The organism is Variovorax sp. GW822-FHT04E09, from assembly GCF_058800845.1.
In genome coordinates, this window is the sequence record NZ_JBXAMR010000002.1 from 177,834 (window position 1) to 191,421 (window position 13,588).

Consider the following 13,588-nt stretch of genomic DNA (forward strand, 5'->3'; position numbering starts at 1 on the left):
CGATGGACATCCGACACCACCCCGACGACGACCTGCTGCTGGCCGGGTCCTCCGGCCATTTGCCGGCCGGCATGCGACTGGTCCTGGCCAGCCACCTGGAACTGTGCCCGCTGTGCCGTGAGCGCGCGCGCGCACTCGATGCCGTGGGCGGCATCCTGCTCGACGGCCTGGAGGCGGCCCCGATGGCCGACGACGCGCTGGCGCGCACCTGGGCCCGGATCGATGCGCACGAAGGCGCTGAACCCGCCCCCGTGCGGGTCAGCGCGCCCCCGCCGCTGCCGCCCGGTGCGCGCTGGCCGCGCGCGCTCGCTCATTGCAGTGCCACGCCCTGGCGCTGGATCGGCCCCGGCATGCGCTGGAGTCGCGTGACAGTGCCCGAGGCCCCGGAGGCCAACGTCTTTCTGCTGCGCATCGCGGCCGGCAAGTACCTGCCGCAGCACACGCACCAGGGGCAGGAGTTCACCCAGGTGCTGCACGGCCGCTTCCACGATGGCCGGGCCTTGTTCGGCGCCGGCGATTTCGATGCGGCCGATGCCGAGATCAACCATCAGCCGGTGGTCCAGGACGGCAGCGAGTGCATCTGCCTGGCCTCGCTGGACGGCCGGCTGCGCTTCGACGGGGCTATCGCGCGTTTCTTCGGCGCGCTGGTCGGGATGTGAGGCGCGCCGCGACCCACGCCGACACGCCGCTCACGGCCGTGCCCCATGCCAGGTCGGCGGCAGTGACGACCCAGGGCCAGTCGCGCAGCGTGGCCTGGTTCGTCAGGTCATAGGTCGCGTAGGCCACGAGCCCGAGCAGCGCGCCGCGACGCAACGCCACGGCGGGCTCGCCAGCCTCCAGTGCCGGCGCGATCGCCAAGACGACCAGGCCGACCAGGTAGAGCGCATAGAACAGCGCCGCCGCCGTCCAGTCGACCTGCGGCGCCATCAGCGGACCGAGCGCGGGCTGGTACAGGCGCGGTCCCATGACCGACAGCCAGACGGCGTCCAGCACCAGAAAACACACGAGCGCCCACAGGTAGGCAGCGAGCAAGGTACGCGGGGATGGCTTCATGGGGTGCTCCGTGCAGGAGAGGTCAGTCGATAGCTCAGTTGGCGATCGCCCTTGGCGTCAGCGTCGAGCCCGATCCAGCGTCCGCTGTCGGCGGCATACCAGATGCGGATGCGCTGCTGCGCCGCCTGCAGTCGCCAGCCGCGCGCCCGCACGGGCTGACCGCGGACCTCGAGGGTCGCATCGGGCAGCGGCTCGAAGCGGACCGGCTCGACCTTGCCCGTCTGGGGATCGATCAGGCGCTGTTGTTTCACCAGCCGGGGATTCCAGTAGGCAAAGCTCATCGCGCAGTTGCCGTCGAAGCGCTGCGCGATCTGCTGGCGGGTGCCGTCGTCGTCGGTCTCGGCGCGCAGCTCACGCAGGCAGTCTCCGGCCCAGCGCTCCTCGGCCTGGTGCCGGTAGCGGTAGACAGGGATGCCGAGCATGCGCACGGTGAACAGGGCACGACTGTCGACGCTGCGCGTCGCCGCCGTGCCGCCGACGACAAAGCGATGGGTCCCGATCGGCTTGCCATCGAGCATGGCGGTGAAGTGCCATTCGCCGGCTTCCTCGTCACCTTCCTGCGCCAGCGCCAGGCAGGTCGCCAGTGCCAGCATCGGCCCCAAGGCCCGGTGCTTCATGGACGGGCGCCGCGCCGCGGCGGCCAGGGAATGAAGGCGCTGGTGCGTGCCGCGTAGCTGCGGTAGGCGGGCCGGCGCTCGGCGATGTCGTGCTCCAGCAGCGCCACGCCCGACACCTTGAGCAGCAGGACGGTCATCAGCAGCGGAGACACCAGGCACCACGCCACCGCCCATCCGCCCGCCGACAGTGCTGCCAACCCGAGGCCCCACCAGACGCAGGCCTCGCCGAAGTAGTTGGGGTGGCGCGACCAGGCCCAGAGGCCGCGGTCCATCACCGCATCCTCGCGGCGCGGGTTGCGCAGGAAGCGGGCGAGCTGGGCGTCGGCCACGGCCTCGAAGACCACACCGCCGCCGGCCAGCAGCAGGGCCAGCACATCCAGCCAGGACAGGGGCGACGGGTGCGCGAACGCGGCCAGCAGCGGCCAACCGACGATCCATGCCAACACCGCCTGGAGCCCGAACACGAGGTAAAGGCTTTTCAGTCCGAAGTGTGGTTCGTTGCGCGCACGCATGGCTTGGTAGCGGCGGTCTTCGCCGTGGCCCCAGTTGCGACGCCCGATGTGCAGCGCCAGCCGGCAAGCCCATATCAGCAGCAGCCCGAGCATCCAGACGCTACGGGCGTCGAGCGCGCGGGCATGGGCGCCGGCGTAGGCCAGGGCCGGCGCCGCGATCATCAGGGGCCAGATCCGGTCCGCCAGGCTGGCGTCGCGCACCACGACGCTGAACACCCAGACCGGCAACGCCAGGCCGAGGGCGATCGCCAGACCCAGGCATGCGAGCGACAGCATCACCGTTTCTCGAACAGGTAGTGGCCGACCCACCACTGGCCGCCCTCGGCGTAGCCGAACAGCTCTTCCACCGAAATGAAGAAAAGCCGCCAGCGGGTCCACCACACCGGCGCGTCGCGCTCTCCGTAGACGGCGGCCAGCAGGGGCATGAGAGTGGCCCGCCGGGCGTCCATGCGCGCCAGCCAGGCGGCCGAGGTCCGCGCGTAGTGGCGGCCATCCCAGCGCCAGCGGTGCAGCAGGCGCAAGTCGTCCTGGCAGCGCAGGGCGAGATCGTCGCTCGGCATCATGCCGCCGGAGAAGAAGTGGCGGCTCATCCAGTCGCTGGCATCGCGCTCCTCGAACGGGTAGGGCGCTTCGCGGTGAACGAAGACGTGCATGAAGAACCGTCCCTGCGGTTTCAACCAGCGGGCCACAAGCGAAAAGGCGCGCGGCCAGTTGCGCAGGTGCTCGAACATCTCCACCGACACCACCCGGTCGAAGCGATCGCCGGTCTCGAAATCACTGAAATCGCAGGTGATCACCTCGAGGTTTTCCAGGCCGCGTGCGGCGGCCTCGGCCGCAATGAACAGCCGCTGCGAGTGCGAATTGGAGACCGCCGTAATGCGGGAGCGTGGGAAGTGTTCGGCCATCCACAGGCTCAGCGAGCCCCAGCCGCAGCCCAGCTCCAGAATGCGCAGCCCGTCTTCCAGGCCGGCGCGGGCGCAGGTCTCGGCCAGTGCCGCCGCCTCGGCCTGCTCGAGCGTCTGCACTCCTTCAGGCCACCAGCAGCAGCTGTACTTCCAGTGGGGCCCCAGCACGCCTGTGAAGAACTCGGCGGGCAACTCGTAGTGCTGCTCGTTGGCTTTTTCGGGCAGCAGGGCCAACGGTGCCTCCCGCAGCCCATCGAGAAATTTCTCCGAACGCAGGGCAACGGCTTCCGGGGCGCCGCTGTCCAGCTCGACCAGGCGCTGGCGCAGCAGCCGCCGCACGCCCAGCCGAACGGCGCCGTCGGGCACCAGGCCTTGTTCAACCCAATGGATGGCAGTGGAGGTGCTCGAGGCTTGGGGCATGGCGGTGGGTGCAGGAGGAGAGTCTCTTCTTCCTACGCCAGGCCGGCCGCAATGGATCACTGTTCGTCGGCTTCAGCGCACGGGGACTGAGGCGACGGTGCGAAGTACGGCGGTCGGACACTTGGCGGCGTCACAGGCCAGGCCCACTATTTCTGGACAAACTGGACATGCACCGCGAGAGCTGCGAAGCGGACGTAGCTGCGCTGGTCGAGGCCGGTGCAACCATCTGGGAGCTTTCCTGCGGGACGGACGGGGCACATGCCCCCAGTTGGGGGCCGCCGTTCTTGCACCAATGAAATAGTTCGACTTTAGTTTTCAGACGACGCGTTGGAAGCAAGCCGGGCGCCGTTGGTTCGACGACGTGATGGCGATCTTTGGAGCAATAGCGCCCAAGAAAAAGCCCGCACAAAGGCGGGCAAGGACGGCCCGGGAGGGAGGCGGGAGAAAGCATGGGCCGCCGAGGTCAGTCTAGCGGCCGAGTTACCCGCTCGCTGCTCTGCGGAAATGTGCTGCATTCGTTGCGGACCTCAGAAAATGGCCCTCCGGATGGGGCCCATCTGGCGCTAGCTTTCGCCGTGAGCGGTCAGGGGCGCTGCTGAATCCTATCCGCGAGCATCTGTGAGACGAATCGCAAGTATTTCTCTATTTCGCGGTCGCCCTTCGGACCCTTGCCAAACAGGTGATCCAAAAGGGGCTGAGCTGTTGGGATGAACGCCGAAACGCTAAGTATCGTCAGGTGGATATGTCGCGGATCCACGTCGGCTGGAGAGTCGTCCAAGAGCATTGCTGTCAGCTCCATGGCACGTCGGCTGATTCGCTGCAGCGAATTTCCTGTCTTACCCTGCGACCCGTTGACATCCTCTCCGTGATAGATCTCCGACAGCGCCAGCCGCTCGAAGTGGGGATGTTCACGCATGAATTCCAACCGAAGCAAGAGCCGCTGATACACGCGCTCGGGTAGCGGCCCGCGTGAAACCAACGCCGCTTCCATGCGGTCCTGCAACTGCCCCATCAGTTGCTCGGTCGCTTCCCTGAGAACCCCCCTCAGGTCACCAAAGTAGTAGCGCACCAAGGTGCGAGTTACGCCGGCGATGCCTGCGATCTCCAGGATGCTCAGGTGCTCCGGCGCTCGCGTCTTCAACAGCAAGATCGTGGCGTCGAGGATGCGCTGTTGCCCCACCGCTGCATCGGCAGCAGGGCGGCCGCTTGCGCGGGGAGCTTTACGTTTGGGTGTGACCTTCTTTGACGGGGCGTTTTCAGTGGGCATGCGGGGTGGAGATCCATGAGCAGGATTGCATGCGCAAGGCTATCACCCCGACGAATCTGGCAGAGGTGGGTGCGCGCACGGCGCGCTTGTCAACGGCCGCGTGAACAAGGAGGTCGGGCCTCAATCCCAAAAAAAGATCGCTGTACGGACAGTGTTTTCCCTGATTCATTTAATTGCCACTAGTGGAAATATCGGGTCCTCGAGTGCTCTTGCTGCGCTGTCGAGCGAAGCACCAACTGATTCGCAGACGGGCAACCGACAGCTGCGGCTGCGTGCTGGTAGTCGAAGAAGTCGTTTGCCTTGAGCTTCTGACCTTTGTTCCAGCGTAAGGCTGCATGCATGCTTGTCTCGATGTGGAGTGTGCGCAGAGTCGCCTTGCCGCGCTCTGTTTTCATGGCGGCGACTAGCAATCCGAGACAGTGCCGTTCGATAGTCTCGTATTCGGCGGTGTCTCTTGCCGGTCTTTGTCTCATAGACGGCGGGACCATGTCGCGCAGTATCTCGGCGGCACGACCTGCGTAAAGGTCCAGCACGCCGACGAGTTCATGCTCATAGACTTGAGCGAAGCTCTTGAGGGTTGCCGCGCGCTTCGTGCAGGAGCCGCATGAGTGCCGGCCCATCGATGAGCCGGATATTGCGGCCTTTGGCGAAGGCGGTGGCCTCCTGCGTGAAGCGCCCGGAGGTCACGACGAAGCCGCCCGCTGCGCCGTGTGCGGCCATCACGCCATAGAGCTCCCGTACCGTGGAGACGCTGACCTTGAAGGCTTTCCATCGCTTGCATTGAACGAAGGACTTCTCTCCGGCCTTGGTGAGAACCAGATCCACGCCACCATCGGCTCCGCCACCACCGACCTCCTTGACCGCATACCCGCGTCGCCGGAATCCTTCACCGACCAGCAGTTCGAACTGCTGCCAGGACATGTCCTGCAGCGCGTTGGCACGGCTGCTTGCGGAGGTCGTGTCGAACAAGGCGCGCCGCCGCTGCCGGCGTACCGCCGACATGACGGCGTTCGCCGAGCAAGGCATCTCGCTGATGCCATCGCGGAGCGCTTGGGGTCCCAGGACGGGCAAGTCCCCTGACGTGGGTCGTGGCCTATTGCTGGACGAAGACCGGGGAACAAGGCGGGGAACAAACCAACGAGAGAAATCCAGATTTCCAATAAACGCAATCGTTCTAGGGCATCATTCGGTAGACCCCAGCCCACACAACGACCCAGGGCGTTCACTGAAATTCAGTGAACGCCCTTTTCATTGGCGAGGCGGCTGTCGGTTGTGCTTCGCCGCCTCACTCAGCAGGCGGCTTCGTTCGGACGACCCCCGCGGTCTCATCGATGGGGTGCGCCCCACATCCCCCTAGTCGATCGCGATCTTGTTCTTCTTCACGAGGTCTGCCCAGCGCCGCATGTCGGTGTGGATGTAGTCGGCGGTCTGCTTCGCGCTGCTGGCTTCGGGAAACATGCCGAAGTTCTCGAAGCCTTTCATCACCTCCGGGTCCTTCAGGGCTTGTGCCACCGCTTCGTTGAGGCGATCGCTTCGGTCTGCCGGGAGGCCCGTGCGCGCAGCGAGAACGAACCACTGACTGGCCTCGAAGTTGGCGATGCCGGCTTCCCTGAGTGTCGGCACCTCGGGCAAGGAGGCAGAACGGGTCGCCGTGGAGACCCCGTACGCCTTGAGCTTGCCGGACTTGATGTGCGGCAGCACGGGCGTGATGCCCAGCACGGCCAGGGGGAGCTGTCCACCGATCACGTCCGTCACCGCCTGGTTGCCGCCCTTGTAGGGCACATGCGTCATCGTCACGCCTGTTAGTGCCTGGATGAGTTCCCCGGTCAGGTGCTGGCCGGTGCCGTTGCCGGAAGAGCCGTAGCTGTACTTGTCCGGGTGGGCGGATGCGTCTGCGAGCAGGGCCTTGAGGTCCTTGGGGGCATCGGGCCGTGCCGGTCCTACGAGAACGGTGGAGCCTTTGGCGAGCATGGCGATGGCGCTCATCTCCTTGCCGATCTGCGGCATCGGGATGCTCGTGAGTACCGGGCCGGGAACCGTCACCAGGGTGTAGCCATCGGCCGGCTGGGTTGCCACATACCGCAGCGCGAGCGAGCCCGTGGCACCGGGCTTGTTGTCGACCACGATAGGCTGGCCGAGCGTCGCCTCCAGCTTGCGGGCGACAAGGCGCGTGACGACATCGACGCTGCCCCCGGGTGGGTAGCCGACGACCCAGGTGATCGCTCGAGAGGGGTACTTCTCTTGCGCGAGCGTCGCAGAAGACGCCAGCGCTATGAGTGCGCAGAAGATCAGAAAGAGGCCTCGGCGGCCGCCTGGATGCTTGGACATGGAGTGAGCCTTCTGGGACGGTGGAGAGATGCGCGAGCGCGCCGGGGATTCCGCGGCCTCAGTCCGGCGCTCCCGGTGCCGTGTGAGGATGTGCTGCCGCACTCTGATGAAAGGCGCGGACCATCCGCTGGATCGGCCCCAGGACCCACGTGTTGTAGACCAGCACATCCGACTCCTCCTTGGGGTCGCGCGTGATGTTGAAGAGATAGGGCGATTCGAGCTTGCCCTTGCCTTCGTTCACCTCGGGCTCCCAGTAGAAGTGCAGCTTCCAGTCACGCCACTTCACTGCGCGCAACTCGTTCTTGATATGGAAGAGAAAGCCCTCGCGCAAGGACTTCTGTTCGCCTAGGAAAAAAGGCATCTGATCGATGCCATCGATCGGTCTGTCCTCGGGAATGCGGGCGCCGCCCGCGCGTGCCAGCGTGGAGAAGAGGTCGGTGACGTGCACGATCTCGTTGCTCACCCGGCCCGCGGCGATCTTGCCCGGCCAGCGCACGATGCACGGCACGCGAAGGCTGCCTTCCATGGCCGTGTGATAGGTGCCGCGCCAGGGGCCGGCCGTGCCGCGGTAAGGGGCGCGGAACTCGGGGCCGTTGTCGCTCGCGAAGATGAAGAGGGTGTCTTCTGAGATGCCGAGGCGCTCGATCTCGTCGATGACCTGGCCCACGCGGTGGTCCATCTCGACCATGGAATCGGCGAAATCGCCATGGCCTGTGCGACCCGCGAAATCGCGGTGAGGCAGGGTGGGGAAATGCAGGTGCGTGAGCGGCAGGTACAGGAAGAAAGGCTTCTGTGCCGCGTGGTTGCGCTGGATGAATTCAAGGGCCCGGTTCGTCAGCGTCTCGTCGATGCGCCGGCGCGAATCCAGGTTGTATTCCTCGACGTTCTGCGAAGGCGCACCGGCACGGCCCTGCATGATGTACGGGATGTCCGCCACGCTCGGGTCGTAGCCGACACTGGCCGTGAACTGGCTCTCGTCCGTGGTGCGCGGAATGCCGTACCACTCGTCGAATCCCCGGTCGCTCGGGAAGCGGCCTTGCACATCGCCCAGGTGCCACTTGCCGTAATGCGCAGTCGCATAACCCTGTGCCGAGAGCAACTGCGCCAGGGTGATCTCGCGGCGTGCCAGGCCCTGAGGCAGGCCGGGCGGCACCGATTGCAGGCAGCCCGTACGGATCGGATGCCGCCCGCTCATCAGCGCGGAGCGCGTCGGCACGCAATCGCTCTCGACATTGAAGTTCTGCAGCAGAAGGCCTTGGCTGGCGAGCGCGTCGATGCGTGGCGTGGGCGCGCCCCGCAGCGCCCCGCCGCCGTAGCAGCCGAGCTCGCCCCAGCCGAGGTTGTCGGCCAGGATGAGAACGATGTTGGGTGGGTTCATGGAGGGACTCATTGCGACCGCAGTCTAGGAACGGCTAGGATTCGGGTGTTTCCATTTAGGAAGTTTTCGTTAACTTTTATTCATGTCCTTCTCGGCACGCGACCTCGACTACTTCCTGGAAGTGGCGCGCCATGGGCAACTGGCCCGTGCGGCAACCAGCCTGACGGTGACGGCCGCGGCGCTTTCCAAGGCGATCCGCAGGCTGGAGGACGAGATGGGGCTCGGTCTCTTCGAGCGCTCTGGCCATGGCATGACGCTCACGCCGTTCGGCGTCGCGTTCCGCGAACGTGCGCAACGCATGAAGTCCGAGCACGACGAGGCGCTTCGTCATGCGGGCGACGTCCGCGCAGGACGTGCCGGGCTCATCCGCGTGGGCGCGACGCTGGCGGTTCTGGATGCCGTGCTCTCACCGGCGCTTGCGGCCCTGCAGCCCCGTCGCCCGGGCATGCATGTGCGCCTGGAAGTGGCGTCTTCGGACGAGTTGATCGACTGGACGCGCCAGGGCCTGCTCGATGTCGCCGTGATTCCGACCTATGAATCCATGCCGCACGGCCTGGTGCATGAGGACCTCCTGACCGATGCGCTCGTCGCCGTGGCGCGCGTGGGGCATCCGGTCTTCGCGCGTCGCCGTCTCGCGATGGGCGATCTGTCGAAATTCTCCTGGGTGCTGCCGTCCGTTCATTCGGCTGCACGCGCGAAGCTGGACGAGGTATTTCGCTGCGCGGGCGCGACGCCGCCGCAAGGCGCGATCGAGGTGCACTTCAATGCGTCCTGGTCGCTGCCGGTGCTTGCGGCGACCGATCTGATGGGCATCGTCCCGGTCTCCGTGCTCGCACTGCCCCAGGCGCGTGGCGTCAAGGTGATTCCCGTCGACGCGCTGTCGATTCCGAGGCGCATCTCGCTTTTTTCACGTCCGAATACCTACCGCTCCCCACTCCTCGAGGAGTTCGTGCAGGCGCTCAAGGCACTGGCGCCGGCACAGCGAAGCAGCGCGGCGCGCAAGGGCTGACGGGCGCTCGCTGAGGTTGTCTTCAGCTTGCGATCGTCGCCTTCACCGGCCAGTCGCGCAGCTTGCCCGGGTTCAGCAAGCCCATCGGATCGAAGCGCTTCTTCACCTCGATGACTTCCGGCGGCAGCGGCCCGCCGGCCTTGCCGTCTTCCACGATGTTCACGTGTGGGTTGTTGATGTGCACCTGGTGCGTGCGGTGGATGTCGATGATCTCGTTCAGGCGATCTTCGGTGCTGAAGCGCACCAGCTGCAGCCCGCTGCAGGTCAGCAGCCCCGCCGCGTTGCGCAGGAACTCGACGTGCATCATGACCTCGCCGCCCAGCAGTTTCTCCATCTCGATGACCTGCTCGACATGCCGGCCGGGGATGAACCCGCTTTGCAGGTAGGTCAGCGTCGGGTCGATCTTCAGCGCGTGCAGCGTCGTGTGGTTCCAGGTGAACTCCATCAGCGTGCGGTTGCTCTTCTGCACTTCGGCGGCCGTCTTGCGATAGCTCACGGTGCCGCCGTGCGCCTGCACCAGCAGCATCATGGCCGGCTCGCTCTGCTCGGCCACCAGCGACAGCACGGTGTGGCAGCCCTTCGGCAGGTGCGTCGCCAGCTGCGCGAGGTGGTCGGCGATGGGCGCCGCGAAGAAGGTGACGCCGCGCTTCACGATGCCCGGCGCATGCGCGAGCTTGTCCGCGAAGTTCAGCGCGTTCTCGAAGTCGTCGAAGGTCACCAGCGTCTCGAGCCACGGATGCGCGGGTGCCAGTGCGATCTCCAGCTCCAGCACGAGGCCGTTGGTGCCCCACAGGTGGTGCATGCGCATCGCCTCGGCGCCGCGCAGCTCGACCACCTGCGGCTCGGCCTCGATGGTCATCGCGCGAATGCCCAGCACATTGCCGGGGGCGCCCAGCGGCCCGTAGTTGATCGAGCCCACGCCGCCGAAGCCGCCGCCGAACAGGCCGCCCAGCGTTGCGCTGCGGTAGGTCGAGGGCACGCAGCGCATCTCCTGGCCGGTGGGCTTCGTCTGCTTCTCGAGTTCGCCCAGGCGGATGCCGGCCTGCGCGCGCGCCACGCCGGGCTGCACCCACAGGCAGGCGTTGTAGCCCGTCATGTCGAGCACCACGCCGCCGGCGAGCGGCGTGGTCTGGCCGTAGTTGCCGGTGCCGCTGCCGCGAATGGTGATGGGCACGCCGCGGCGTGCGCAGGCGCCGACCACCGCGCGGATGTCTTCTTCGGTGCGCGGGCGCACCACAACGTCGGCGCGCTTGTCCTTCAGCTGGCGCGTGAGCACCGGGCTGAACCAGGAGAAGTCCTGCGAGAGGCGCGTGACGCGGCCTTCGTCGGTGATCCAGTCGAGGTCGGGGAGTTCGAGCAGCAGTTGTTCGATGGCGGAAGCGGGAGCGTTCATGGTCGATTTCAATCCTGGGAAAGTTCGCTCGCGTGCCACGAGCCCAGCGCCACCTTGGTGAGCCAGGCCATCAGCACGAAGAGCGCCACACCGGTGAGGGAGATGAGCAGCAGGGCCGCGAACATGCGCGGAATGTTCAGCTGGAAGCCCGCCTGCAGGATCTGGTAGGCCAGCCCCGCGCCCGAGCCGCCGGTGCCGGCCACGAACTCCGCCACCACCGCGCCGATCAGCGCCAGGCCGCTGGAGATGCGAAGGCCTCCGAAGAAGTACGGCAGCGCGCTCGGAATGCGCAGACGCACCAGCTGCTGCCAGCGCGTGGCGCGGTTCAGCTTGAAGTAGCTCTGCAGGTCGGGGTCGATGCTGCGCAGGCCCAGCGTGGTGTTGCTGATGATGGGAAACAGCGCCACCAGCGCCGCGCACACCGTCATGGCCGCGACCGGGTTCTTCACCCAGATGATGATCAGCGGCGCCACGGCCACGATGGGCGTGACCTGCAGCAGCACCGCGTACGGAAAGAGGGCGGTCTCGATGCGCTTGCTCTGCACGAACAGGAACGAGATCAGCACGCCCGCCACCGTGGCCAGCGCGAAGGACAGCACCGTGATCTTCAGCGTGACCAGGAGCGCGCTGCCCAGCGGCGCCCAGTCGGTCACCAGCGTCTGCACCATTAGCCAGGGCGAGGGCACGAGGTAGGGCGGCAGCTCCATCGCCACCACCATCCATTGCCACAGCGCCACCAGCACCACGCCGATGAGCACCGGGTAGAGCACGCGTTGCACGCGCGGCTGGCCCAGCAGGGGCGTCGCGGGTTTCGTCGCTGCCTTCATGGCGCGGCCTCCTCTTCTTCTGTGGTGCTGGCGCGCAGCAGGCTGTCCTGCAACTGCTTCGCGTGGCGCGCGAACGCGGGCGTGACCATGAAGTCGGCCTGGCGCGGGTAGGGCTCGTCGATCTGGAACTGCTCGACCACGCGACCCGGTCGTGCGGCCATCATCACCACGCGGCTCGAGAGGAACACCGCCTCGTGGATCGAGTGCGTCACGAAGATCACCGTGAGCTTCTTCTTGCGCCACAGCTCGAGCAGGTCGGCGTCGAGCTTGTGGCGCGTGATCTCGTCGAGCGCGCCGAAGGGTTCGTCCATCAGCAGCAGGTCGGGCTGCGTGACCAGGCCGCGCGCGATCGACACGCGCATCTGCATGCCGCCCGACAGCGCACGCGGCAGCGCACTGGCGAACTTCTCCAGCCCCACGAGCGCGAGCGATTCCGTCACCCGCGCGTCGGCCTCCTCGCGGGGCACGCCGGCCAGGTCCAGCGGCAGCCGCACATTGGTCTGCACGCTGGCCCAGGGCATCAGCGTGGGCGACTGGAACACGAACGACATCTTGTGCGGGCAGTCGTGCAACTGCGCCACGGGCTTGCGCCACACCAGCAGGCGCCCGTCGCTGGGTTCGAGCATGCCCGCCACCATCTTCAGCAGCGTGCTCTTGCCGCAGCCCGAGGGGCCGAGCAACGTGACGAACTCGCCTTCGGCGATCGACAGGTCTACTGGCAGCAGCGCCTGCGTGCCGTTGGGGTAGGTCTTCTCGGCCGAGAGGATTTCGACGGCGGGCACGGCGGGCGCCACCGGCGGCGCGAGGGTGTGGGGTTCGATGCGGTTCATGGGCGGCGAGGTTCAGGGCAAGACCTTGGCGTCCTTCACGAACTCGGTCGTGTAGGTTTTTGCGAGGTCCACCTTGGCAGGGTCGAGCAGCTTGGAAGCCACCAGGAAGTCGTAGCTCGCCTTGGCGCGCGCATCGGTGATCACGCCGATGCCGAGCTTGGCCGCGTCGCCGCCCGTGACCATGCCCATCTCTTTCAGCTTGGCCACGCTGTAGGCGAGCTGGTCGTCGGTCATGTTGGGGTTGTCCTTCTTGATCAGCGCGTTGGCCGGTGCCGGGTCGGCCAGGTAGCTCTTCCAGCCTTCGGCCGAGGCCTTCACGAAGGCGGCGACCTGCTTGCTGCGCTCCTTCACCGTCTTGTCCATGCACGACACGGTGACCGCGTAGGAGGGGTAGCCGTGGTCGCTGAACATCAGCACCGTGCTCTTCACGCCGGCCTTCTGGATGGCGTAGGGCTCGGAGGTGAGGTAGCCCTGCTGCGCGGTGTTCGGGTCGGCCACGAAGGGCTGGATGTTGAAGGTGTAGGGACGCGTCTGTTCGTCCTTCAGGCCGAAGCGGGCCTTGAGCCAGGGCCAGTAGCCGCGGTTGGCCTGCGCGCCGATCAGGAGCGTCTTGCCCTTCAGGTCCTCGAACTTCTTGACGTCGTCGTGCGCGATCAGCACCTGCGGGTCCTTCTGGAAGAAGGCCGCCACGTTGACCACGGGCACGCCGCCTTCGCGCACCTGCATCATCTGGATGTCGCTCGATCCCATGATGCAGTCGGCCTGGCCCGCGGCCATCATCTGCGTGATGTTGACCTGCGGGCCGCCCATGCGGATGGTCACGTCCAGGCCGTGCTTCTTGTAGATGCCCTGCGCCACCGCCTGGTAGAAGCCGCCGTGCTCGGCCTGCGCATACCAGTTGGTCATGTAGGTGAACTTGTCCTGGGCCTGTGCGGGTGCGACGGCCGTGAGGAGCGAGAGCGCGGCGGCGCCGGCCAGGGAAAGAGCGAAGGAACGCATGGTGGGGACCTCTCGAAGGCGGGATGAAAAAGAAGAACGAAGCCGTTGCA

13 protein-coding genes and 1 pseudogene are annotated in these 13,588 nt (G+C 66.4%); 2 read left to right on the top strand and 12 right to left on the bottom strand.

Translation table 11 applies throughout. The features are described 5' to 3' along the window. The first annotated feature begins 2 nt into the window (after positions 1 to 2). A complete protein-coding gene (locus AC1RL8_RS08255) occupies positions 3 to 659 on the top strand; it encodes a ChrR family anti-sigma-E factor (protein WP_492685001.1) in 657 nt (218 codons plus the stop codon). Here the strand turns inward: AC1RL8_RS08255 and AC1RL8_RS08260 are convergent. The 8 genes and pseudogenes from AC1RL8_RS08260 to AC1RL8_RS08295 all read right to left on the bottom strand — a co-directional run bounded on the left by AC1RL8_RS08260 (position 622) and on the right by AC1RL8_RS08295 (position 8,480). After that, positions 622 to 1,053, bottom strand: a complete 432-nt coding sequence (locus AC1RL8_RS08260; RefSeq protein ID WP_492685002.1) for a DUF2177 family protein — start codon at positions 1,051 to 1,053, stop codon at positions 622 to 624. The two genes, AC1RL8_RS08255 and AC1RL8_RS08260, sit on opposite strands and share 38 nt — an antisense overlap. After that, on the bottom strand, positions 1,050 to 1,670 hold the full coding sequence (locus tag AC1RL8_RS08265) for a DUF6134 family protein (RefSeq protein WP_492685003.1): 621 nt from the start codon (positions 1,668 to 1,670) through the stop codon (positions 1,050 to 1,052). The genes AC1RL8_RS08260 and AC1RL8_RS08265 overlap by 4 nt, the downstream gene beginning before the upstream one ends. Continuing rightward, positions 1,667 to 2,458, bottom strand: a complete 792-nt coding sequence (locus AC1RL8_RS08270) for a DUF1295 domain-containing protein (protein WP_492685004.1) — start codon at positions 2,456 to 2,458, stop codon at positions 1,667 to 1,669. The genes AC1RL8_RS08265 and AC1RL8_RS08270 overlap by 4 nt, the downstream gene beginning before the upstream one ends. Then, on the bottom strand, positions 2,458 to 3,507 hold the full coding sequence (locus tag AC1RL8_RS08275; RefSeq protein WP_492685005.1) for an SAM-dependent methyltransferase: 1,050 nt from the start codon (positions 3,505 to 3,507) through the stop codon (positions 2,458 to 2,460). The genes AC1RL8_RS08270 and AC1RL8_RS08275 overlap by 1 nt, the downstream gene beginning before the upstream one ends. Before the next feature lie 583 nt (positions 3,508 to 4,090). Beyond that, entirely contained in the window at positions 4,091 to 4,774 is a 684-nt protein-coding gene (locus AC1RL8_RS08280; RefSeq protein WP_492685006.1) for a TetR/AcrR family transcriptional regulator, read from the bottom strand. A gap of 570 nt (positions 4,775 to 5,344) precedes the next feature. Then, positions 5,345 to 5,782, bottom strand: a pseudogene (locus tag AC1RL8_RS08285) (restriction endonuclease); the annotation flags it as partial. Positions 5,783 to 6,127: 345 nt separating this feature from the next. Then, positions 6,128 to 7,102: a Bug family tripartite tricarboxylate transporter substrate binding protein gene (locus AC1RL8_RS08290; RefSeq protein ID WP_492685007.1), complete on the bottom strand. Its 975-nt coding sequence runs from the start codon at positions 7,100 to 7,102 to the stop codon at positions 6,128 to 6,130. Between the two features lie 58 nt (positions 7,103 to 7,160). Beyond that, the gene (locus AC1RL8_RS08295) at positions 7,161 to 8,480 is read right to left on the bottom strand and encodes an arylsulfatase (RefSeq protein ID WP_492685008.1); all 1,320 of its coding nucleotides are present in this window, start codon (positions 8,478 to 8,480) and stop codon (positions 7,161 to 7,163) included. Positions 8,481 to 8,562: 82 nt separating this feature from the next. Here AC1RL8_RS08295 and AC1RL8_RS08300 point away from each other — a divergent pair, with 82 nt between their 5' ends. After that, positions 8,563 to 9,489 (top strand): LysR family transcriptional regulator, encoded by a 927-nt coding sequence (locus AC1RL8_RS08300; RefSeq protein ID WP_492685009.1) that lies wholly within the window; start codon positions 8,563 to 8,565, stop codon positions 9,487 to 9,489. A 22-nt stretch (positions 9,490 to 9,511) separates the two neighbouring features. On the opposite strand, the gene AC1RL8_RS08305 is transcribed toward AC1RL8_RS08300, so the two are convergent. The 4 genes from AC1RL8_RS08305 to AC1RL8_RS08320 are packed head-to-tail and all read right to left on the bottom strand — an operon-like array spanning position 9,512 to position 13,538. After that, positions 9,512 to 10,882 carry an FAD-binding oxidoreductase gene (locus tag AC1RL8_RS08305; RefSeq protein ID WP_492685010.1) on the bottom strand — a complete coding sequence of 457 codons (1,371 nt, stop codon included), beginning with the start codon at positions 10,880 to 10,882 and terminating at the stop codon, positions 9,512 to 9,514. 8 nt (positions 10,883 to 10,890) lie between these two features. After that, a complete protein-coding gene (locus AC1RL8_RS08310) occupies positions 10,891 to 11,709 on the bottom strand; it encodes an ABC transporter permease (protein ID WP_492685011.1) in 819 nt (272 codons plus the stop codon). Then, complete coding sequence (locus AC1RL8_RS08315; protein ID WP_492685012.1) at positions 11,706 to 12,539, bottom strand: ABC transporter ATP-binding protein; 834 nt, start codon at positions 12,537 to 12,539, stop codon at positions 11,706 to 11,708. Before AC1RL8_RS08315 ends, AC1RL8_RS08310 begins: the two co-directional genes overlap by 4 nt. Before the next feature lie 12 nt (positions 12,540 to 12,551). Further along, the gene (locus tag AC1RL8_RS08320) at positions 12,552 to 13,538 is read right to left on the bottom strand and encodes an ABC transporter substrate-binding protein (RefSeq protein ID WP_095744428.1); all 987 of its coding nucleotides are present in this window, start codon (positions 13,536 to 13,538) and stop codon (positions 12,552 to 12,554) included. Between the last annotated feature and the right edge of the window lie 50 nt (positions 13,539 to 13,588).